Source organism: Streptomyces sp. NPDC102437 (assembly GCF_044765565.1).
Taxonomy (GTDB): Bacteria; Actinomycetota; Actinomycetes; order Streptomycetales; family Streptomycetaceae; genus Streptomyces.
Window position 1 is genome coordinate 651,007 of record NZ_JBIWKI010000001.1, and the last position, 20,858, is coordinate 671,864.

Genomic DNA, 20,858 nt, shown 5'->3' on the forward strand with positions numbered 1-20,858 from the left:
CGGCCGGTCAGCGGATCCGTGGGACCTTTTGCGGCGGACCCGCGGGGGAGGAGCTGACCGGGTATCGGAAGCGCCCGAGGCGCCGGGGCTCTTCTTCGGCTGGCGAGGCTCGTTGGATCGACCCGTTCCCGAGCGTCCGCGAGATACCGGAATGGTTCGGCCGAGCCATTTCGTGGACTCTCGTTCGAGAACGTCGGCCGGCCCTCGCGGAAGGTGATTCGGTCGAAGCGCCTGTCCGACCTGAGACTTCGGTCCGGCCGGACCGACCTGCTCGCCCAGCTTTCGGAGTCAACGGCAGCACCCTCACCAGGGCCGTTCACCAAGTCCAGCCCTTCCTGGCCGAGCAGGGCTGCACCATCCGGGTGTGGTGGGCAGTGCGAGTGCCTTCGTGCGGTGGGTCGTCGGTCGGCCGGTTTTGCGCCGCGAGGCCCTGATGGTCGGCGTCGGCAGTGGCGCCGGTGCAGGTCATTGGCTCCGATTGCGGTGGGCGGCGACTCGGACCCGGGTTCCGCAGCGGGTCGAGCAGTAGCGCTGCGGGGTGCGGCGCCCTGTGTCGATGAAGTAGCGGTCGCATCCGGGTGCGGCACAGCGGCCCCATGCGCAGTATCCGCGTTCGCTGAGCCAGAGTGCCAGGGCGAGCGCGGCGGTGGACAGCAGCCATTGGGCCGGCTGCGCGTCGCGGGGGGCCTGGGTATGGAGTGACCAGCGACGATCCGGCATGCGGGCCAGTCGAGGTTGGGCGGGGTACCGGTCGAGCAGGGTGTTGATCGCCTCGGCGGCGCTGTCCTCGTCCTTCGTATTGAAGATGCTGACGATGACCGCCACCGCCTCGCGCACCTCTTCCGTGGTGGTCCCGGTCAGTCGTAGAGGCGGGCCGCCGTGTGCTGCCACCACGGCTTCCAGGCCGGCCGGCGTGGCTCCGCTTCCGTCCTGTACGGCATTGATCAGATCGGCGAGGAAGTAGAGGCCGCGCGGGTTGTCGTCGGTGAACTGCTGGGCCATGGGCTCTTCCGTTCGGTGAGCTGGCATCACCCCACCATGGTAACGTCTAAATTGTTCATAGTCGTTACGCGATTGATCGTGCAGGCAGGAAGAGGCTCGCCGTGTCCGAGGCGCATACGTCCGTGCTGGTCGTCGGAGGCGGACCCGTCGGGCTGACCCTGTCCTGTCTGTTGTCGGACCACGGTGTGGACCACGTCCTGATCGAGGCTCACCCCGCCACCTCGCGCCATCCCAAGGCCCGGGGTGTCTCGGCCCGGTCCATGGAGATCTTCCGGCGCATCGGGCTGGAGGGAGCGGTCCGCGCCGCGGGGCTGTCGGCCGACCAGGTCCACTTCTACCGGGGTCGTGACCTGGTCGACCCCGAGTACGTCCGCACCGGCCTTGCCCGGGATCCCGGCGAGGGCCCCGAAAGCACACCGTCGCCGGGCCTCATCTGCTCCCAGGACGCTCTGGAGCCCCTGCTGCTGCGGCGCGCCGAGCAGCTGGCCGGCTCCCGGATCCGGTTCGGTACTCGCCTGGCCTCCTTCGCCGATCACGCCCTCGGTATCCAGGCCGTCATCGAGGAACGGGCCACCGGCCACCGGCACCGCCTGCGGGCGGACTGGCTCGTCGGCTGCGACGGCGCCGCAAGCACCGTGCGCGCCGGGGCCGGGATCAGGATGGAAGGCCCAACCGGTCTGGGGCGGTATCTGAGCATCCGCTTCGAGGCACCCCTGGGTCGGGTGGTGGCCGGCCGCGCCAGCGCCTCGTACTTCCTCACCGCCCCGGGGCGGGGCGGATTCATGGCCGTCGACAATGACCGCCACTGGATCTACCAGTACCCCCTTGCCGCAGATGCGAGCGCGGAGGTGGATCCGACGGACCACCAACTCCTGGCAGAACTGGTCCGCACGGCCGCCGGCATCCCCGACCTGGACGTGACGGTCCGCGACACGATGACCTGGTGCATGGACGCCCAACTCGCCGACACCTACCGCCACTCACGCGTCCTGCTGGCGGGCGATGCCGCCCACGTCATCCCGCCGACCGGCGGGCACGGCATGAACACCGGTATCGGCGACGCCGACAACCTCGCCTGGAAACTCGCCGCCGTCGCCGCCGGCCACGCCGGCGAAGCCCTCCTGGACACCTACGAGACCGAGCGACGCCCCCTCGCACGCCAGGTCATCGACATCTCCACCGCCAACGCGGCGCGCCGGACCGGCTACCGCATCGATGACGAACTCCTGCTGACCGCCGCCTACCGATCCGCCGCCGTCATCTCCGACCCGAAGGAAGCCGATCACCCCAGCACCCTCAACACGTCCGGCTCCCGTCCCGGCGGCCGGCCCGGAGAGCGCGTACCCCACGTCCGCCTCACCGGAGGCCCCTCGCACGTGACATCCACCCTCGACCTCATCGGCCCCGGCTTCACCCTGATCGCAGCCCATGAGACCCCGCAATGGCAGCGGCAGGCCGAAGCCGTACAACGGGCGGGCATCCCCCTCATCCTCCGCACCACCGCGCAGCGGGAGGGCGAGCCTGGGCAGTGGGCACGTCTCATCGGCTCCGAACACGAGGACGTCGCACTCCTGGTGCGCCCCGACGGACACATCGCCTGGCGCGGCACCTGCCCGGCGGACCTGTCGACTCTTCCTGCCCTCGTACGGCGCATACTTGCGGCACCGTGACGCCCACAGGTGCGGGCCTGACGACCCGAGTGCGTGCTGGCGACGCTGGTCGAGGGCTTGATCGCCTGCATTCCCCGTCTGCCTCGTTGATCGGCGGAGTCCGGCTTCGTCTTCCAGGAGCCCGGCGCCTACCTCCCATGTCGCTACTTGCCGGACTTGCCTCATCAACCTTGAGGACGCAATGCGCCATCGAGCCGCGCCACATCACCGAATCGAACGCCCGCCCGGTGAAAGTCGTGTGACGGACCGCCGCTTCAGATTTACTCGCATCATGAACGATAGGAAACCCCCAGCGCACAGCACTGGCCTGCTGACCGGCAGGACCGTGATGATCACCGGAGCGTCGAGTGGCATAGGCGAGGCCGCAGCGCGGCTCTTCGCCTCCGAAGGCGCGGCCGTCGTCCTCATGGCCCGTCGCGAAGGCCGGCTCAAGGACCTCACCCATGAGATCGAGACATCCGGCGGACGAGCAGCCTGCAGCGTCGGCGACGTGACGCGGGCCGACGATGTCGAGCGCACCGTCGCGACGGCCATCGAACGCTTCGGCCGCCTCGACGGCGCCTTCAACAACGCCGGCTACGCCGGCTCCACATTCGGCCGATCGCACGAACTGCCGGAAGAGGATTTCGACCGCATCATGGATGTCAACGTGACCGGGACATGGAACTGCCTGCGCCGTCAGATCCCCGTCATGCTGGACGCCGGCCACGGGACGATCGTCAACACCGCCAGTTCGGCGGGCCTCATCGCCACCGGCGCACCGTCCCCCTACGTCGCGGCGAAGCACGCCGTCCTGGGCCTGACGAAGGCCACAGCTGCCGAATACGGGGCGTACGGCATCCGCGTCAACTCGCTGATCGTGGGCACCACCCGGACGGAAATGATCAACTCGGCGGTGACGGCCGACCCGGCTTTGGAGGAGGCATTCGTCGCACGCCAGATCCAAAAGCGGATGGCCGAGCCGCAAGAGGTGGCGGAAGCGGCCCTGTGGCTGCTGAGCGACCGCTCCTCATTCGCCACCGGCAGTCATGTGGCGGTGGACGGCGGCATTCTGGCCATCTGAGCGGCAAGGGGCCCAGGGCAGCCGACGCCGCTGGGCACCCACGCACGAGCGCCGCCGTGATCACGGCGACGGAGTTGTCGTGCACGACCCCGTCGCCGGCCCGTCCGGGGCCCGGCGGCTTCGGACGGCGCCCGGACACGTGATGCACACTGTTATGCCGACAGGATCCCCGACAGTGCTGCGCCGAACTCCTCGGGGCGTTCCAAATGCACCGAATGTCCCGCTCCGGAAAGGGTGACTTCCCGTACTGAGCCGCCGGCTGCCGCGTACTGGTCCAGGACATGACGGGTCTGCGCCACCATCGGCTGGGCGGGGGTCCCGTCCCAGCCCGGCACCGCGCCGATCGAGCCCAGGTGTGCCAGGTCGAACATCGAGGTGTCGGAGACGATGACGTCATCCTCTCCGCGTACCCACAGCACCGGTGGCTTGGGATCGATCATGTGCAGGTCGCCGATGCGGAAGTATGTCGGCGCAAGGCAGTTGAGTACCCCGCGGGTGCCTGGCGCGATTCCCGGCCAGGCGGAGGATGGCGCGCTGTCGCCCGGGTAGTGGTAGTCGCCGGTGCGTGTGGTGAGCATGGACTCGATGTACTCGTCCTCGTGCTCGGGGCGCATCGGCGGCTTGACGTAGCAGGTCGCCAGGACGCTGCGGGGCGAGAGCGGCGAGTCCTCGGTGCGGTCGCCTTTGGCGAGCAGCTGGACGAACTCGGGGTTGGCCGTGCCGCCGCCCGATCCGGCCCCGTCGGGGGAGTTGAGGATGCCGTCCGGCCCGTGCGTCCCGCCGAAGCCGTACGGGGAGACGGGGCTGACCAGGGTCAGTGAACGCACCGCGGCCGGGTGGTCCCGCAGGTACTGCATGACCACCCCTCCGCCCATGGACCAGCCCACCAGGTGGGGCCGGTCGATTTCGAGGGCGGCGAGCAGCGCGGCGAGGTCGTCGGTGTAGTCGAGCAGTCCGCGTGTCGCGTCGACCGGCAGCGGGTCCGTGCCGCCGAAGCCGCGCAGGTCCATTGCGATGGGCCGGTATCGCTGCGGGAGGGTGAGCAGGGCGGTGCGCCAGAAGGCGGAGGAGGAGACGTTGCCGTGGACGAAGACGACCGGTTCTCCCTCGTCCCGGACGTCGAGGATCTGGACGGTCAGCCGGCCGGTGGAGACGCGGCGGGTGCGGATTGAGGCCATGTCAGGTCCTTCAGGAGAGCCAGGTGGCGACCTGGGAGGTGGCTGCGCTGTGCCAGCCCAGTTCGAGGTGGTTGGCGGTGGTGATGGTGGCCTTGCCGCCGATCGTGGGGATGCCGGTTGTGTCGAGCGCACTGGAGATGAAGACGACGCCGTCGCTGGGTCCGCGGTTCTCGTTGAAGATGCCGACGATGTCGGGGGACCCGCCGGCCAGCAGATAGGTGGTGACGGAGGCGGGTATTCCGGCGCTGTGCAGCGGTGCGATCAGCGATCCGGTGTCGATGGCGGCCTGGATGCCGCTGCCCGCGGTGTAGAAGCCCTGGCCGCCGTAATAGGTCGTGTACCAGTCCTGCGCGGCGCCGTCGACTCCGTATGTACCGTCCCAGCGTGCCAGCATCTGGCGCTGGCCGGGATAGTTGTCGTATCCGCCGGAGGGCGTCATCGAGAACTCGGGGTGCGCGGTGTACTGGCCATAGCAGGTCATGTGGGAGTGCGGGGAGGGGGCGTTGATCTTTCCTCCGCACTCGGGCCAGATGGAGAAGTCGTGGGCCCAGCCGTGGGCGTACGGGTAGTCGTAGCCGCCGTTCGGACCGCCGAGCGTGATCAGCTTCCGTACGTCGCCGGCGTACGCCCGCCCCCAGTTCGGCTTAACGGACGACACATACGCGCGGGTCGACATCTCGCCCTTGCTCCAGCCGACCAGATCGACCTCGCTCACACCCAGCTTCGCCTTGATGACGGCGATGGCGTCGCCGACGATCTGCGCCTGCATCAGGTTGTCACCCTGCTTGTGCGCGAAGCCGACGGCAAAGACGCGGTGGCCGCGCGCGGACAGAGACTGCATCAGCCCGGTCGATGGGCAGGACAGAGCTCCGCAGCCGTAGCCGCCCGACTCGCCCGGGTTGGCCCAGGCGCGGTCCGCGGTGTCGTTCGCGCCGTGGACGAGGAGGACGGGCGTGGTGCGGGATCCGGTGTTCCAGCCGGGGGCGGAGTAGAGGAGGAAGCGGTCCGAGGACGGGCGGGAGGCGCCACCGAAGTAGGTGACTCGCTTGCCGTCCTGGTCGCCTCGTCCGTCCGAGGGGTAGCCCTCGGCGCGGAAGCCGCTGGTGGTGTCGAGATAGCGGTCGACACGCTCCCAGCCGTTGGTGACGGTGCCGGCTCCGTAGCTCGCCTCAAGGGTGAGATACGCGGGTGCCGCGGCGGCCGCGGCGCTTCCGCCGGTGACCGGCAGCCCGGCCGCCACTGCCAGGAGCAGGGCGGGCAGCAGCCACCACCGGCGCCCAGCGTTCCATCTGTACCGCATGTCCCTGCCTCCTTGGCCACGACGCCGATGCGACGCACACACTAGGGAAGGGGCGACAGGGGAGGGGATGTATGTGGACTACACAAGGGGAGCGGCCCGTATGGGGTCAGATGCCGAACCCGACCAGGCGTGTCTCGTCGCGACGGGTGCAGGTGCCGGGGTCCCGGGCGGGCGGTGTGCCGCATCGTCACGGTAGCCCAACCTGTTCGCCTCCGTGGGGATCGAACGTGGGGGCCTTGCCTCCCCTTTCGAGCAGCTAAGCCGTGCGGTTGTGGGTTCGCAGCGGATGGAGTGAGGTTGCAATGCAGGTGCGGCCTGTGTCAGTGGACGTCGTAGATGCCTTGGTAGTGGCCGAGTGCGGTCGCACGGGTCTCTTCGTCGCACCAGGTGGCGAAGTGGCCGGAGCCTGGGGCGTGACCACAGAACGGCTTGAAGTCTGCCCACCGTTGTTCCTCCGGACATGGCCGGATCCGTCAGCGGCCTGTTTCCCCGGCCCGCCCTGTGCGGGAGGCTTTGGCGACCACGGACGACGGCCCGGCCGGCAGAACGGAGCATGTGATGGCCGAGGTACGGGAAGACGACGCGGAGGAGCCCGCACAGCGCACGATGACCGCGTTCGACGACATCTACGACCGGGCCGATCCCCGCGCCTTCTTCCGTGAACTCGGCGCGTTCGGCTACCGGACACCGCATCACGCCCAGCGCATCTTCCGCCGCCTGGCGGCACTCCGGCTGCGAGCCCCGGGGGAAGCGGTGCTGGACCTGTGCTGTTCGTACGGCGTCAACGCAGCCCTGCTCAACCACGAACTGACCCTGGACGACTTGTATGCCCACTACACCTCGCCGCGGGCGACGGCCATGAGCGTGGAGGAACTGGCCGAGCACGACAGGTCCTTCTTCCGCGCCCGCCGCAGACGGGACGCCGTTCCGGTGATCGGTCTCGACATCGCGCCCAACGCCATCGCCTACGCACGAGCGGTCGGATTGCTCGACGACGGATTCGCCGAGAATCTGGAGACCACCCAGCCGACCCAAGGCCTGCTGGACGCGGTTCGGAGCATCCGACTCATCACCATCACGGGTGGTGCCAGCTTCCTGTCCCAGGCCACATTCCAGCCACTCCTGGAGAGCGCCCGCACTTTGCCGTGGGTCGCCGCCTTCGTACTGCGTACCGGCTCCTACGCGCCCATCGCCGCGCACTTGGCCGGTCACGGTCTGACCACCGAGACGTACGCCGGGCGCACCTTCGTCCAACGCCGCTTCACCGGCGCTGCCGAGCAGCAGTACGCCATAGACGCGGTCACCTCCCTTGGGCAGGACCCGGAGGGCAAGGAATCGGCCGGCCATTTCCACACCGCACTGCATCTCGCGCGTCCCGCGTCCGATGCCAGCACGCCCCCGTTCGGCGAACTGTTCGCCCCGTGAATGCCCTCCGTCCGTGCGCCGCTGCCTGCCTCTTGCCAGCGCATGCCGAGCCCGTCGAGTTTGGCTCGCCGTTCCGCGCTGAGCCGCACGTGTGTGGACCTGCCGGGCTGCTGCCAGGAGGCTGACCGCCCACTTCACGCCTGCGTCTGCTTCACCGGCCGTTCCGTGTCCGGCCAGGCGGTGGGCGTCGTCGAGGGGCGCGGCAGCGGGGGTCGGTGAGGAGCTGGTTGGTCAGGCCGTCGAGGGGCGCCGTTGCGACGGTAGCTACGTCGTCGGGGCGCAGTCGTGGAAGTCGCCGCGATCCAGGCGGTCTTCGACAGCGGCGACGAGCGGGGTCGGGACGCGGCGGCGTAGTTCGGTGAGGGCGGCGGTGAGTTCGCCGGATCCGGCGGAGCGGATCTCCAGTGCGCTCCACAGGCGGCATTCGAGGACGTCGTCCTGGGTGCGTGGGAGTCCGAAGCCGATGAGATCGCGAGACGTTCGGCAGGCGTGTCGCGGGCGGTGCCCTGAGTCCGGCTTTCCAGGCGTGCTTCGGCGCGGGTGAGGGAGTAGACGAGGGTGTCGCTCAGCAGCCGGTCGCGGCCGTCGGGGGCTGTACTGGTGACGGTCGGTGCGGTGGTGCCGGATGCCTGGCTGCGTGCTCACCCACCGTCCGACGCTCTCGCCCCGGACGACCGCCTCGCCCGCGGTCACGGGCACGGCCCCGCCGCCCTTGGACACACTGCTGGGCGAGTCGCCGTGTCCCATGCCGGGCACCACCCCGGATCGATCTTCTCCGACGCAGGGAACCGCGCCTCGGCCAACGCGTTCGACCGGGAGGTCGGCATCCCGGCGCTGCGCGTTGGTGTCCGCGGTCCGGGCGGCGAATCCCGGGTTCTTGGCCCAGGCCCCGGCCGGGTACCGCCCCCGGGCCAAGCTCGACCTCCTCCACACTCGAGTCCTCCTGAGGAACCGGGTCCGACCGCGTCACGAGATCAGCGACAGACCCGATGAAGGCCACCAGCGAGACGGTGGCTGAGGCCGATTCGCGGCATTGACGCTCGTCAACCGCACCGCTGTAATCCTTTCTCCATGAGGAAACACGGTCGGCAAATACTGGAACAAGAGAAGGGCGGCGACCGGATGAAGCTGGGCAGGATGGCTGCGGGTGCGATGCTCGCGGTCGCGACACTCATCGGGAGCGCAGCGTCTCCCGCGATGGCAGCGGCCTGGACACGGACGGCGGACTACCAGCGCTGGACCGGGTTCAACGCGCTGGAGCGCGGACAGGGGGTGGCGACGGACGGGACGTACTTCTACTACGCAGGGCCTGGCGGGATGGTGAAGGCTACTGTCGCGAACGACTCGGAGGTGGCGTCGTCGGCATTCCCGATTCCGTCGGAGCTGAGCGGGAAGTATGGCAGTGACCACATCGGGGACGTGGAGTACTACGGCGGCTATGTGGTCGCCCCGATCGAGGACGGCGACGGCTATCAGCACCCGCTGTTGGCGCTGTACAAAGCAAGTGACCTGAGCTACACGGGCCGCTATGTGCAACTGCCCCTCGAACAGATGCCGGGCGGGGTGCCGTGGGTTGCGGTGGATGCCGCCTCCGGACTGCTCTACACCGCCCCCTGGACTCAGGACGCTGTGCATGGCACGAACAAGTTAGTCGCCTACAGCCTGGACGATTTACTGACCCTTCCGGCTGGCTCGACGCTCCCGGTGGTGAAAACCGTGACGTTGTCGCAGCCCCTGAGTAGAATCCAGGGTGCCGCGATGTGGCAGGGGAGGCTCTATGCCTCCGTGGATGACTCGGCCAAGTCCGTCTACTCGATCGATACGGTCTCCGGCGGCATCTCTTACGAGTTCCACCAGGACGTCGAGTCGGGAGACGAGGTTCAGGGGATCGCTGCCTGGGACTTCGGTTCGTCGGGCGGGCAACTGCACATCGTTCACGTGGGATCGGGCCTGAATTCGTTCTTCCTCTATCTCCAGCACTACACCCAGACCGGCTGATCTGCCCGAACATCAGAAATTCGCGCACGAGTAACTGGCGTGCTGTAAGGCCAGTCGTCATCGCGAAGACGAAATGACCGAGCAGCATTCGCTTCTCGGGTCGGGAATCAGACCGGATCGCCGAGGAGCGCCCTGTTTCCGCGCACGGACAGGGACAGGGGCGCAGCCGGACCACCGCACCGAGTCCGATCCTCATGCGGGGCGGGCGTGATCGCACCACAAGAGATCAGCCCCGACCTTTCGTGACAGTCTGCCGGTTTCCTCGGCGGGCCGTTGCGGGTGGTCGGGCTGGTAGTGGTCAGGCCGGTGGCCCGGCTGTCACGTCACGTGGGCGCCGGGTTCCACGGCTCCGGTCGGGGGGCCGCCCACGCCGGACGCCCCTTCGCTCCGTTGCTGCACCCCGCGCCAACCATGTGCCAAAAGTGATCAATCTGCTACCTACCGCCACTCGAGAGGTCGGTACCGGACTTGCGCCGGAGTATCCCCTTCACCCCGCCACTGCTGCCGGCAGTGGGATCCCAGGACACTCCGATGGACAGATGAGTCACACCGTCCAGATCCGCCGGGCCGTCTTCCTTCTTGAGGGTAATCATGTGTGGTCCATCCTCTTTGCAACGGGTTAGCGACACCTAGAGTGTGCCTGGGAGCCTTCGGAGTACCTCACCCCCCATCACACAGGGAATGCCCTCCTGTCGGCGCGTACGTCATCTCCGAGCCCGTTCCCACGGTTGCGGAGGTATCAGGTGCCGGTCCCGCGCTGTCGGCCCATCGGTCCCGCTGCCCCACGGCTCGTGCGGCCGGCTGGCCGACCATGCGCGGAGGTCCACGAGGTGTGGCGCAGCTGGCGCGCCCTCACCGACGCGTACGAACAGCGCGACGGCCGCCCCCGCGTCCTGGTCGGCGAGATCGGGGTGCTGGACCCCGCCCAAGTAGCCCTCTGGAAGCCCGGGAACAATTCCAGAGCTGTGCCGAGTGAACCTGGGAAAACGATGGCCAGGACGACCCGAACGCCGACGAGTTCTGGCCCGGCCCCAACGGAGCGGAGAGCCTGACCGACGCACGTGCCGGGACGGAGCCAGAGGCTCGGAACGAGCCGTCAACGCGGCTGAGGAGAGGTGAGGCGCTGCGCGGCAGAGAGCGGTCAGGCGGGCTGGGTGCGGTGAACGGGACTGTAAGACGTTCGGCGCTGCCTCGTCGACCCCGAGCAGGTGGCGGGGGACGATGGCCGGTGACAGTGTTGCGGAAGGATTCGGCAGGCGAGATGAAGCACGGTGAGGGGCAGGAGGCCGGGATCCCTGGCCGACCGGACCGCAGGCTCTTCCTGGCTGGGGCGTTGAGCGGGGCAATGGCCGGTGGTTTGGGGGTGGCTGGTTGCCACTCCTCCGAGACGGGGCGGACCGGGACTGGCGGGTTCACCCATCCCGGCGTCGACCACCGCGCCGAGAACAGGGAGAACGCCCGGGCGGGGGACCCCGGCTGGCGGCTCCGTCCGTTGGGACCGCCCGGGGCCATCGAAGGCTATACCGACAAGGTGAGTGTGTTACCGGGCGAGGAGCTCGGCCTGTACGTCTCCACCACCGCCCCGGCGTTCTGGGTCTCGGCCTACCGTGTCGGCTGGTACGGCGGGGCGCAGGCGCGACTGGTCTGGCGTTCGCACCGTGTTGCCGGCTCGGTCCAGGGCCGTCCCCAACTCATCCACGCCACCCGTACTGTACGGGCAGGCTGGCAACGTACACTCCCTGTCCGTACCAGCGGCTGGCCTGAGGGGGCGTATCTTCTACGGCTGGACTCGGAAGACACCCATCAGCACTTTGTGCCACTGATCGTCCGCTCGGCAGGTGCCGCGGGCAGAGTCGTGCTGATGCACGCCCCGGCAACATGGCAGGCATACAACCGGTGGGGCGGCTACAGCCTTTACCAGGGCGAGAACGGCGCCTATGGCACGCGGTCGCTCGCCGTCAGCTTCGACCGGCCCTATGACGGCAACGGCGCCCAGAAGTTCATGGTCTATGAACGGGCGGTGGTGGTTCTGGCGGAGAGGCTGGGTATCCCGCTCGCCTACACCACGGGCTTGGACGTCCATCGCGACACCGGAATTCTTCACAACGCGGCTGGAGCTGTCTCGCTGGGACACGACGAGTACTGGACGCCGCAGCAACGGGCGCATGTCACCCGGGCGCGCGACAGCGGAACGAATGTGGCTTTCCTCGGGGCAAACGCCTGCTTCCGCAGGGTCAGGTTGGAGCCGGACGCCACCGGCACCGACCGCACTGTTGTCTGCTACAAGACCGACTACCGTAATGACCCGTACCTCCGCGACCACCCGGACATGCCGACCAACGACTTCCGCCAGCCCCCCGGCGCCTTCCCCGAGTCCTCTCTGACCGGTGTCCTCTACGAGGGCTATCCCGTGGACGCCCCGTATGTCGTCCGCCGGGGCGACCACTGGCTCTTCGAGGGGACAGGCGTGAAGCGAGGAGCCTCCTTCGACCATCTGGTCGGAGTGGAGTACGACCGGGTCACTCCCGGCGTGCCCGTTCCGACACCGCTCGAGATCATCGCCCATTCCCCCCTCGTTTGTAAGGGCAGGCCCAGTTACTCCGACTCCGCCTACTACACCGTGCCGAGCGGGGCGGGAGTCTTCGCCTCCGGGACGATGCGGTGGGTCGAGGCTCTGATGGCGGGAACCCGCGAGAATGGACGCAACCACGGTATGGACGCCCGCACGGGAGCTTTTGTCACCCGGAGCACGGAGAACCTACTCCACGCGTTCGCGGCGGGCCCGTGCGGCCGGACCAGGCCCAGGCCCAGGGACGATGTGAGAGACGTGTATGCGTCCGCACCACGTTGACACCATCGGTGCCGCCCCGCCGGAGAACACCGTTCATCACCGAAGAGGTCGCGCACGGCCGGATCGTGCGGCCACAGGTTAGCCACCTGTGGGAAGTGAGTACGGTGCTCTGGTCGTTGCCGGTCAGCGCGGTGGCTTGGGGCCGGTCGCTACCCCCGTGCCCGGCCCGCTACCCGAGCGAACGACGCCACGCACAGTCGTCGCACGAGGTCGGGGCCGTGGTGAACTCCTACCCCACGGGTGAGGCCGCCAGGGTGCTCAGCAGGCTGAGGGTGCTGGGGGACATCTGCGGAAGCACCTATGGGCAGAACTCCTCAGAGCGGCTCGGTCCGGTGACGGTGACCGTCAGCGCGGTTGACGGCCTGCGGGGGCTCAGGGCGGTACGCGGCTGTCGCGATCTCGACGAAGGATCGGATCAGTGGGTTGGTGTCACCTTCGTTCCACACCGCGACCACGCGGCTCGGCGCCATGTCGATCAGCGGTACCACGGCCAGCTCTGCGGGCAGGTCGTGTCCGAGCGGGGCCAGACCGACCGTGCCGTTCCACAGCACGGCCTGCAGGCATTCCTGGACGGCGCGCACCACTGGGCCCTCGCGTGGCCTGCCGCCGTTCCAGTACGACTGCCAGACAGGGTCGGTGCCCTGCGGGAACTGGAACACGCAGCCATCGGCTTCGTCGTCCTGCAGACCGGTGCGATCGCCGTCCACCTGACCGGCGAAGACCGCCGGATCGCATTCAACGTCGGGCTCACCGCCACCGCGGCCATGACCATCTGGCTGGCCGCCAGGCTGTGATCGAGCACAGTCCTTGACCGGAGGCTGTGAATCCGGGACCAGCCGCCCCACGGCCGCTGTCAATTCCCATGAACATCGAACACGCCGCCATCCACGCGCTGCTCGGTGAGGCGTACAACTGCTGGCGCAACTCGGGTTCTGGCACGCACAACTTCTGTGATGCCGCCCTGCCTCTTCTCGTGCTCGCGCCGGGTCAACCCACTGACCTGTTGTTTCCGCGCGTCTCCCGAGCCGGCGCAGCGATCGACTTCTGCGGGCTGCCGAACCAGCGGCACGCGGCTTGCCGGAACGCCTTGAGATCGAGAGCTTGATCGTCTGTCCAGGCCACAACGCCGTCCGGGCGGATGAGCAGGGCGCTGAATCCGAGGTCGTTGCGTGCCGTGCCGGTCGCGTACTGGATCCGGCCCTGCCAGCTCTTGGCCACACGCTGCAGAGCGTGATCGCGGGTGAAGTCGAGGACCACGCCCCGGCCTTGGCGCAACAGGTCACCGAGGCGAGTGCCGTCCTCGAAGTGGAAGTCGGGGGCGGTGCTGCCGACGAGCGGTTGCGCGCTGCCCAGGTCGTAGCAGTTGAACCCGGTTGTCTTCCGGTACGCGAGGGTCGTTCCGTCCTTGGTGCTCAGCAGCTCGTGGACCAGCTGCCGCAGCGCGGGGGCATTGGGGCCGGGCTTCATGGTGGCGACCTGGGCGCGTGACCAGTCCAGGATGGCGGCGCCGACGGGGTGGCGCTCACCGGTGTAGGTGTCGAGCAGCCCTTCGGGCGCGGCGCCGTGCACGGTCGCGGCGAGCTTCCAGCCGAGGTTGGCGGCGTCACCGATGCCGAGGTTGAGCCCCTGGCCGCCGAGGGGGGAGTGGATGTGCGCGGCGTCGCCGGCGAGCAGGACGCGGCCCATGCGGTAGGTCGTCACCTGCATCGCGCGGTCCGTGAAGCTCGATGCCAGATGGACATCGGTCAGCGTCAGGTCGGTATTGGTGATGCGGCGCAGGACTTCCTGGAGGTGCTCACGGGTCAGCGGATGGGAGCGGTCGAACGTGCCGCCGTCGAAGTCCATCATGCCCAGGTGCCCCTCAAAGGGCGTACGCAGATACATGCCGTTCGGCGTCAGGTTGAAGCCGAGTGGCAGCTGCTGCGGGTCGGTGAAGGTGACGCAGGCGACGTAGCCGGTGAAGAGCGGATCCGTGCCGACGAAGTCGAAGCCGGCGAGGCCGCGCACCGTGCTGCGGCCGCCGTCGCATCCCACCAGGTAGCGCGCCTGGTACTCCTGTCCGGCTGCCGTGACGGCGACGGACTGGTCGTCCTGCGTCACAGCCGTGACGGGAGCACCGCGGACGATGTCCACGCCGAGCGCAATGGCACGCTCGGCCAGGACCTTGCTGACCGCTTCGAGGCTGGTCATGAAACCTTCCATTGCCGGGCTGGGCAGCCGGAACGGGAAGGCGGACACGTCGATGTCGGCCGCGTCCAGGCCCATGCCCGCGAAATGGCTCACGTCCCGGGGAGCCGGCGCCGCGATCGTGTCGGGGGCCGCGCCAACCTTCTTCGCATCGGCGCCGGAAGCGTCAATCACCGCTTCGAGCAGGCCGCGGCCGTAGAACACCTCGGCCGACCCTGCGCTCAGGCCGCGCAATCCGAGCGGGAGCGCCTTGCAGGGCGAGGTGACCTCCACGTCCCGCTCCAGGCCCAGCACGGAACAGCCGCCCAGGGCGAGCTCGGTGGCCAGGAACAAACCGACCGGGCCGCCACCTGCAATCACTACGTCACGCATGGGGGAAACCTTCCTGAAAACGTACGATGGGGGCCCTGGCCGGATGGGGCAGGTCAGCCCAACCGGGACAGACCATCGAGGACGATGGCGATGCCGGTGAGGAACTGCTCGCGATCGTCGTGCTCCCTTACCTGACCGACGATGGCGTGTATGAACGGGTAGTCCTCGGAGGCGAGGTCCTGCCAGGCCGTCGCCGTCGCTCCGAGAAACTCGGCACGGTCGGGCTGGACGGTCGAGGTGTCACCGTCGATGCGGGCGTTCTGGCTGACGGCCCCGAGGATGTAGTGCACAAGCGTCGAGGCGGCGTCGAACCAGGAAGTCTGTGGCACACCCAGCGTGCCCACCTGACGGCCGATCCTCTCGAAGAGCCCCACCGTCACCGGGCCGGATGGCCTCCGGACGATCTGCAGAGTCAGCCGTGTCGCGAGCCACTGGTGCTCGGCGACCGCGTCGAACAGTGCCAGCGCGACGCTGCAGATCTTGTCCTCGGGCGTGGCCGCGACTGCGGCGGGCTCGGCTGCCAGCGCAGCGGTGACGACTGTTTCCGTTGCCAGGTCCAGCAGCTCGTCACGGCTGCCCACCCGGTAGTAGATCGCCCCGGACCCGGTAGACAGGCGCTCGGTCAGTGCTCGAGTGGTCAGCGCGCTCTCGCCACCCGCATCGAGCAACTCGATCGCAGACTCAATGATCTGCTCCTGGGAGAGCACTTGGTTACGCCGCTGAGGCCGACGGGTTCTCGTTTCCATGCCTCCACCGAGGCACAATTGGAGCGCCGCACCAAATTGGTGCGGCGCTCCAAGGTGCATATATCAGGACTTTGCTGTGCTGTGTTTCTCCAGCGGTGTGGAGTGCTGCGGTCCGGAGGCAGCCGTATGCGGGCGCGGTGGGCGTTCGGCTCGCGGCACCCGGGCGGCGACCGCGGCGGTCAGCGCGACTGCGAGCCCCGCCCATGTGACCGGGTGGGTCCAGACGGCGGTGCCGAGCTGCTGCGCGAGCACGAAGACGCCCATGACGACGACGAACCAGCCGAACGCCTTGCGCAGCGCGTCCTGAGGGATGCGGCCCGCAAGCCGCCCGCCGGCCAGGCTGCCGATCACCGCGGCGGCTGTCACGGTCAGGGCGAGAGGCCAGTCGATCGCGACGCCGGAGAGGTGCCCGACGAGTCCGGCGAATGACTTCATCGCGATGACGAGGAGCGAGGTGCCGACGGCGATGCCCATCGGGAGTCCGCCGAGGATGGCGAGGGCAGGGACGACGAGGAATCCGCCGCCGGAGCCGACCAGGCCCGTCACCGCGCCGACGACGAGACCCTCTACCGCGATGTGCTTCAGAGGCAGATCACCGTGTGCGGGCCGAGTCTTCTTTCGGTCGTTCCGGGGCTTGCGGAGCATCGCGAAAGCCGTGGCCAGCATCATCAGCGCGAAGACGACGAGGAGGGCCGTGCCGGGGATGTACTCGGCGAGGCGCCCGGCTCCGTAGGCACCGACCATGCTGAACGCGCCGAAGAGCAGGCCGGTCCGCCAGCGGACCCGGTGCGCCCGGGCGTGCGGGATCAGGGCCGCGAGGCTGGTGACACCGACCACGAACAGCGAGGTGGCGATGGCTTCCTTGGTGTCCTGCCCTGCAAGGTAGACCAGGATCGGCACCGTCAGGATCGAGCCGCCGCCACCGAGAATGCCGAGGCTGACGCCGATGAGAAGGGACGCCGCGACGACCAGGGCGGTCACGACGCGCTCCGCAGCTCCGCGATCACGGTGCGGATGTCGGGGCGCGGCCCCCGGTTGTAGGGCAGCTTGGACAACAGGACACCCATGGCGCAGGAGTTACTGACGGCCGCGTAGGTCAGGCCGGCGCCGATCGCGGTGCCGATCAGGTGCGCGCCGGGCACGAACACGCCGACCAGGCCGGTGGCCAGGACGACCGAGCCGGCCACGAGCCGCACCTGGCGCTCCATGTCCCACCGCTCGGGGCCCCGGTTGACGGGTGCGCCGACCGTCTCCCAGGCGACGATGCCGCCTTCCAGGACACGGAGGTTGGGCAGGCCGGCGCCGGCCAGGGCCTTTTCGGCCTGTGCGGCCCGGGCCCCGGAGCGGCAGACGAGAACGACGTCCTCGTCCAGGTGGGCCAGCAGCTCGGTCCGGTGTTCGCGCAGAGTGTCCAGGGGCACGTTGTAGGAGCCAGGGATGTGCGCCGTACGGAACTCACCGGGCGTGCGCACATCGAGCAGACGCGGTGCCCGCCCTTCCTGGACGAGGCGGTGCAGCAGGGCGGGGGAGAGGGGGGAGGCTGGTGCAGGCGTGGTGCTCATGGGGGTTCCGTTCAGATGATACATACGCATGGGGGGTATATGGGGAGGTGTGAGGGGCCCCGGCGTTCGCCGGGGCCCAGGGTCAGGCGCCGGCTTCGGCCGGCTCCAGCGACAGCGACCAGGCGGCGTATCCGCCGAGGATGTCGGAGACGTCCTCGAAGCCGCGCGATCGCAGCAGGCTTGCCGCGATCGAGGAGCGGTGACCGCCGGCGCAGTGCAGGACCAGCGGGAGGTCGGCGGGCAGCTCGCCCGTACGCCCAGGGAGTTCGCTGAGCGGGATATGCAGAGCGGACTCGATGAAGCCGTTCGCCTCGCGCTCACCGCAGGTGCGGACATCGACTACGAGGGGAGGAGCGTCCCCGGCGAGCGCGGTGCGCAAGTGGGCGGCGGTCAGACGGCTGGCGGGGGTGACTTCGTCGGCCAGCGATTCCAGCGCGTCCTCGGGATTGCGCAGGTAGCCGACAGCGTGGTCGAAACCGATCCGGGCGAGGCGGGTGACGACCTCCTCCTCCCGGTTCTGCGGCGCCATGACGACCAGTTCGTCGGCCGGTGCGAGAACGGTGCCGGCCTGTTCGGCGAACCGCCCGTCCGCGGGGACGTTCACCGCGCCGCGCAGGTGTCCGGCGGCGAACTCCTGCGGGTCGCGGGCGTCAACCACAATCGCTCCGGCAGCGCGCAGCTCGGTGAACTTGGCGAGCGTCAGCGGCCGGGGGGCCGTCGTCGCGTCGTACCGGGCGCGGTCCTTGCGATTCAGTTCGGCGTCGTAGGCGAAGTAGCCGGGTGCGGCGGACTGGCCGGCGGTGACGAGCGCGACGAACTCCTCACGGCCCATCGGGGCGCACGCGTAGTTGGTGGCGCGCTGCTCACCGATGGTCGACTGTTTCTCGGTCGAGAGGTTCTTGCCGCAGGCCGATCCGGCGCCGTGCGCGGGGAAGACGCGGACCTCGTCGGGCAGGCCCATCAGCTTGTTCTGCACACTGTCGTGGAGCATCGTGCCGAGTTCCTCGGCGGTGACGCCGACGGAGGCGAGCAGGTCGGGGCGTCCGACATCGCCGATGAACAGCGCGTCGCCAGTGAGGACGCCGTACGGGACGGAGTCGTCGATGTCCTCGTACACGAGGACGCTGATGGACTCGGGGGTGTGTCCGGGCGTTTCCAGGATCTTCAGGGTGACGTCACCGAGGGAGATGCGCTCGCCCTCGGTGAGCTTGCGGATCGGGTACTCGGTCTCGGCCCGCCGGCCGTATGCGATCCAGGCGCCGGTCTCGTCCGCCATCTCCAGGTGGCCGGCGACGAAGTCCGCGTGGAAGTGCGTGTTGATCACGCCGACCACTGTGAAGCCGTGCGCGGCGGCGTCGGCCAGGTACTCGGAGACGTCCCTGCGGGGGTCGACGACCACCGCCTGGCCCGTGCGCTGGTCGGCGATCATGTATGACGCCTGGGAGAGGCAGTCGAGGTAGTACTGGGCGAAGAACACGGCAATCCCTTCATACGGAACGCGCACCCCGGGACGGGTGCGAGAGTGCTGGGACACTGGGTCGTTACAAGTCCAGGCCCACGGGCGGGTGGGTCCGGTGCTCAGGCGGCGTGCACGCTCGTGCCGTGCACGAGCGGACGACCGGTGCGGGCCCAGCCTGCGGTGCCGCCTGCGACGGAGACGGCGTCCACTTTGAAGCCGGCGAGATGTTCGGCGGCCCAGGCGCTGCGACTGCCGCTGGCACAGATCACGTACACCGGCCGGTCGACGGGCAGCTCACCGAGTGCGGCACCGAGCGCCGACAGCGGAAGGCTGAGCGCTCCCGGCACGTGGCCTGCCGCGTACTCGTCAAACTCGCGGACGTCGATGACGAACGCGCCATCGGCGAGCTCGGCCGCAAAGACGTCCAGATCTGTCTCACGCATCGAGGTACCCCTTCTCGATACCCCCATGGGTATTTACGCACTCGACGGTAGGGCGACACCCGCGAGGAAGTCAAATACCCCCCTGGGTATCCGGGTCACAGGGGGCAGGCGTATGACCGCTCCGTCCAAAATACCGGTAGGGGTATGCTGAAGTGCAGGTATGGGCTGCATGGCAACTCAGGACTGATACCGCCGGGACACACTGAGTGCCTCGCGCAGGTCTGCTGCAGGTCCACCTGGCCCGGCCCGCCGGGGCACGCCCTGTGCCTCCCCCACCTCGTCAAGGCACGAAGGACATCCGCTTGTGAAAGCCACCCCTGGGACCGCCGCGCCGACCGGTGCGTCGGGGCGTTGCGTCCGCCTCGGCCTGCGGAAGAACTGGTCTCAGTTCACCCTGCTCGTCGTCGTCAACGTCGCCGTAGGCGGCCTGGTGGGCCTGGAGCGAACCACCGTGCCGCTCATCGGCACCGATACCTTCGGCCTGACGAGTGACCTGGCTGTCTTCTCCTTCATCATTGCCTTCGGCCTCACCAAGGCCCTCACGAACCTCGCAGCCGGAACCCTGACGGCCCGCTTCCGCCGCAAGCAGCTCCTCGTCGCCGGCTGGCTGATCGGCGTCCCCGTACCCTTCGCCCTCGCCTGGGCGCCGTCCTGGGGGTGGGTTGTCGCCGCGAACGTCCTGCTCGGCCTCAACCAGGGCCTGACCTGGTCGATGACGGTCAACATGAAGATCGACCTTGTAGGGCCTTCCCGCAGGGGCCTGGCCACCGGGTTGAACGAGGCAGCGGGCTATACCGCCGTCGGCGCCACCGCCCTGCTCACCGGCTACCTCGCCACCGACTATGGCCTGCGCCCCGTCCCGGAGCTCATCGGTGTCGTCTTCGTCGTCGCCGGCCTCGCCCTGACCCTCGTCGTACGGGACACCGCCGCGCACGTCGCCCTCGAACTCGCCCAGCACGCCGCGCCCCTGTCCACCGGCGAGAGCACGGGACTGGCCGCCACGTTCGCGCGGACCTCCTGGCGCGACCGCTCCCTGCGCGGCGCCAGCCAGGCCGGACTGGTCAACAACCTCAACGACGGCCTGACCTGGGGCGTCTTTCCCCTGCTCTTCACCAACCACGGCCTGGGTCTGGCCGCAGTCGGCCTCATCAAGGGCCTCTACCCGATCCTCTGGGGGATCGGTCAGATACCCACCGGCCACCTTGCCGACCGCATCGGGCGCAAACCCCTCATTGTCACCGGCATGCTCGTCCAAGCCGCCGGACTCGTCCTGGCCCTCACCCTGCTGGACACTCCGCTCCTGGCCGGAATCCTGTCCGCCGTCGCCCTCGGACTCGGCACCGCCATGGTCTATCCCGCCCTCATCGCCTCCGTCTCCGACCACGCCCACCCCGCCTGGCGCGCCAACGCCCTGGGCACCTACCGCTTCTGGCGGGACATCGGCTACGCCGGAGGAGCCCTCGTCGCCGGAGTCCTGGCCGACGCCTTCGGCCTGAAAACAGCCGTCAGCGCAGCCGCCGTCCTCACCGCCGGCTCAGGGCTCCTCGCCGCCCGCTGGATCACCGACACCACGAATCGCTGACGAACCACATACGACGCCCG

At 68.8% G+C, this 20,858-nt stretch carries 15 protein-coding genes and 4 pseudogenes; 8 read left to right on the forward strand and 11 right to left on the reverse strand.

Annotation, left to right across the window (positions count from 1 at the left end; translation table 11 throughout):
* Positions 1-240: 240 nt before the first annotated feature.
* Positions 241-362, forward strand: a pseudogene (locus ACIRJP_RS02845) (transposase); the annotation flags it as partial.
* A gap of 103 nt (positions 363-465) precedes the next feature.
* Here ACIRJP_RS02845 and ACIRJP_RS02850 read toward each other — a convergent pair.
* Positions 466-1,002: a CGNR zinc finger domain-containing protein gene (locus tag ACIRJP_RS02850; protein WP_404167472.1), complete on the reverse strand. Its 537-nt coding sequence runs from the start codon at positions 1,000-1,002 to the stop codon at positions 466-468.
* Positions 1,003-1,103: 101 nt separating this feature from the next.
* On the opposite strand from ACIRJP_RS02850, the gene ACIRJP_RS02855 reads away from it, so the two are divergent.
* The gene (locus ACIRJP_RS02855) at positions 1,104-2,672 is read left to right on the forward strand and encodes an FAD-dependent monooxygenase (protein WP_404167474.1); all 1,569 of its coding nucleotides are present in this window, start codon (positions 1,104-1,106) and stop codon (positions 2,670-2,672) included.
* Between the two features lie 328 nt (positions 2,673-3,000).
* The gene (locus ACIRJP_RS02860) at positions 3,001-3,735 is read left to right on the forward strand and encodes an SDR family NAD(P)-dependent oxidoreductase (protein WP_404167476.1); all 735 of its coding nucleotides are present in this window, start codon (positions 3,001-3,003) and stop codon (positions 3,733-3,735) included.
* A 152-nt stretch (positions 3,736-3,887) separates the two neighbouring features.
* On the opposite strand, the gene ACIRJP_RS02865 is transcribed toward ACIRJP_RS02860, so the two are convergent.
* Together ACIRJP_RS02865 and ACIRJP_RS02870 are read right to left on the reverse strand one after the other, a co-directional pair.
* Complete coding sequence (locus tag ACIRJP_RS02865) at positions 3,888-4,913, reverse strand: alpha/beta fold hydrolase (protein WP_404167478.1); 1,026 nt, start codon at positions 4,911-4,913, stop codon at positions 3,888-3,890.
* A gap of 10 nt (positions 4,914-4,923) precedes the next feature.
* Positions 4,924-6,213 (reverse strand): esterase/lipase family protein, encoded by a 1,290-nt coding sequence (locus ACIRJP_RS02870; protein ID WP_404167480.1) that lies wholly within the window; start codon positions 6,211-6,213, stop codon positions 4,924-4,926.
* 558 nt (positions 6,214-6,771) lie between these two features.
* Here ACIRJP_RS02870 and ACIRJP_RS02875 point away from each other — a divergent pair.
* Both ACIRJP_RS02875 and ACIRJP_RS02880 read left to right on the forward strand, forming a co-directional pair.
* The gene (locus ACIRJP_RS02875) at positions 6,772-7,638 is read left to right on the forward strand and encodes a hypothetical protein (RefSeq protein ID WP_404167481.1); all 867 of its coding nucleotides are present in this window, start codon (positions 6,772-6,774) and stop codon (positions 7,636-7,638) included.
* Positions 7,639-8,709: 1,071 nt separating this feature from the next.
* The gene (locus tag ACIRJP_RS02880; protein ID WP_404167483.1) at positions 8,710-9,636 is read left to right on the forward strand and encodes a hypothetical protein; all 927 of its coding nucleotides are present in this window, start codon (positions 8,710-8,712) and stop codon (positions 9,634-9,636) included.
* Positions 9,637-10,088: 452 nt separating this feature from the next.
* Here ACIRJP_RS02880 and ACIRJP_RS02885 read toward each other — a convergent pair.
* Positions 10,089-10,229 (reverse strand): annotated as a pseudogene (locus tag ACIRJP_RS02885) (stress protein); the annotation flags it as partial.
* Positions 10,230-10,897: 668 nt separating this feature from the next.
* Here ACIRJP_RS02885 and ACIRJP_RS02890 point away from each other — a divergent pair.
* Complete coding sequence (locus ACIRJP_RS02890; RefSeq protein WP_404167485.1) at positions 10,898-12,487, forward strand: N,N-dimethylformamidase beta subunit family domain-containing protein; 1,590 nt, start codon at positions 10,898-10,900, stop codon at positions 12,485-12,487.
* Between the two features lie 314 nt (positions 12,488-12,801).
* Here the strand turns inward: ACIRJP_RS02890 and ACIRJP_RS02895 are convergent.
* Positions 12,802-13,143 (reverse strand): annotated as a pseudogene (locus ACIRJP_RS02895) (hypothetical protein); the annotation flags it as partial.
* 3 nt (positions 13,144-13,146) lie between these two features.
* On the opposite strand from ACIRJP_RS02895, the pseudogene ACIRJP_RS02900 reads away from it, so the two are divergent.
* Positions 13,147-13,281 (forward strand): annotated as a pseudogene (locus tag ACIRJP_RS02900) (DoxX family protein); the annotation flags it as partial.
* A gap of 193 nt (positions 13,282-13,474) precedes the next feature.
* Here ACIRJP_RS02900 and ACIRJP_RS02905 read toward each other — a convergent pair.
* The 6 genes from ACIRJP_RS02905 to ACIRJP_RS02930 all read right to left on the reverse strand — a co-directional run bounded on the left by ACIRJP_RS02905 (position 13,475) and on the right by ACIRJP_RS02930 (position 19,256).
* A complete protein-coding gene (locus tag ACIRJP_RS02905; protein ID WP_404167487.1) occupies positions 13,475-15,046 on the reverse strand; it encodes an FAD-dependent oxidoreductase in 1,572 nt (523 codons plus the stop codon).
* 53 nt (positions 15,047-15,099) lie between these two features.
* On the reverse strand, positions 15,100-15,792 hold the full coding sequence (locus ACIRJP_RS02910) for a TetR/AcrR family transcriptional regulator (protein ID WP_404167655.1): 693 nt from the start codon (positions 15,790-15,792) through the stop codon (positions 15,100-15,102).
* A 63-nt stretch (positions 15,793-15,855) separates the two neighbouring features.
* Positions 15,856-16,773, reverse strand: a complete 918-nt coding sequence (locus tag ACIRJP_RS02915; protein WP_404167489.1) for a sulfite exporter TauE/SafE family protein — start codon at positions 16,771-16,773, stop codon at positions 15,856-15,858.
* Positions 16,770-17,354: a rhodanese-like domain-containing protein gene (locus tag ACIRJP_RS02920; protein WP_404167491.1), complete on the reverse strand. Its 585-nt coding sequence runs from the start codon at positions 17,352-17,354 to the stop codon at positions 16,770-16,772. The genes ACIRJP_RS02915 and ACIRJP_RS02920 overlap by 4 nt, the downstream gene beginning before the upstream one ends.
* An 82-nt stretch (positions 17,355-17,436) precedes the next feature.
* Positions 17,437-18,831 carry a rhodanese-like domain-containing protein gene (locus tag ACIRJP_RS02925; protein ID WP_404167493.1) on the reverse strand — a complete coding sequence of 465 codons (1,395 nt, stop codon included), beginning with the start codon at positions 18,829-18,831 and terminating at the stop codon, positions 17,437-17,439.
* Between the two features lie 101 nt (positions 18,832-18,932).
* Positions 18,933-19,256: a rhodanese-like domain-containing protein gene (locus tag ACIRJP_RS02930; RefSeq protein ID WP_404167495.1), complete on the reverse strand. Its 324-nt coding sequence runs from the start codon at positions 19,254-19,256 to the stop codon at positions 18,933-18,935.
* Between the two features lie 304 nt (positions 19,257-19,560).
* Here ACIRJP_RS02930 and ACIRJP_RS02935 point away from each other — a divergent pair, with 304 nt between their 5' ends.
* Positions 19,561-20,838, forward strand: a complete 1,278-nt coding sequence (locus tag ACIRJP_RS02935) for an MFS transporter (RefSeq protein ID WP_404167497.1) — start codon at positions 19,561-19,563, stop codon at positions 20,836-20,838.
* The last annotated feature ends 20 nt before the right edge of the window (positions 20,839-20,858 follow it).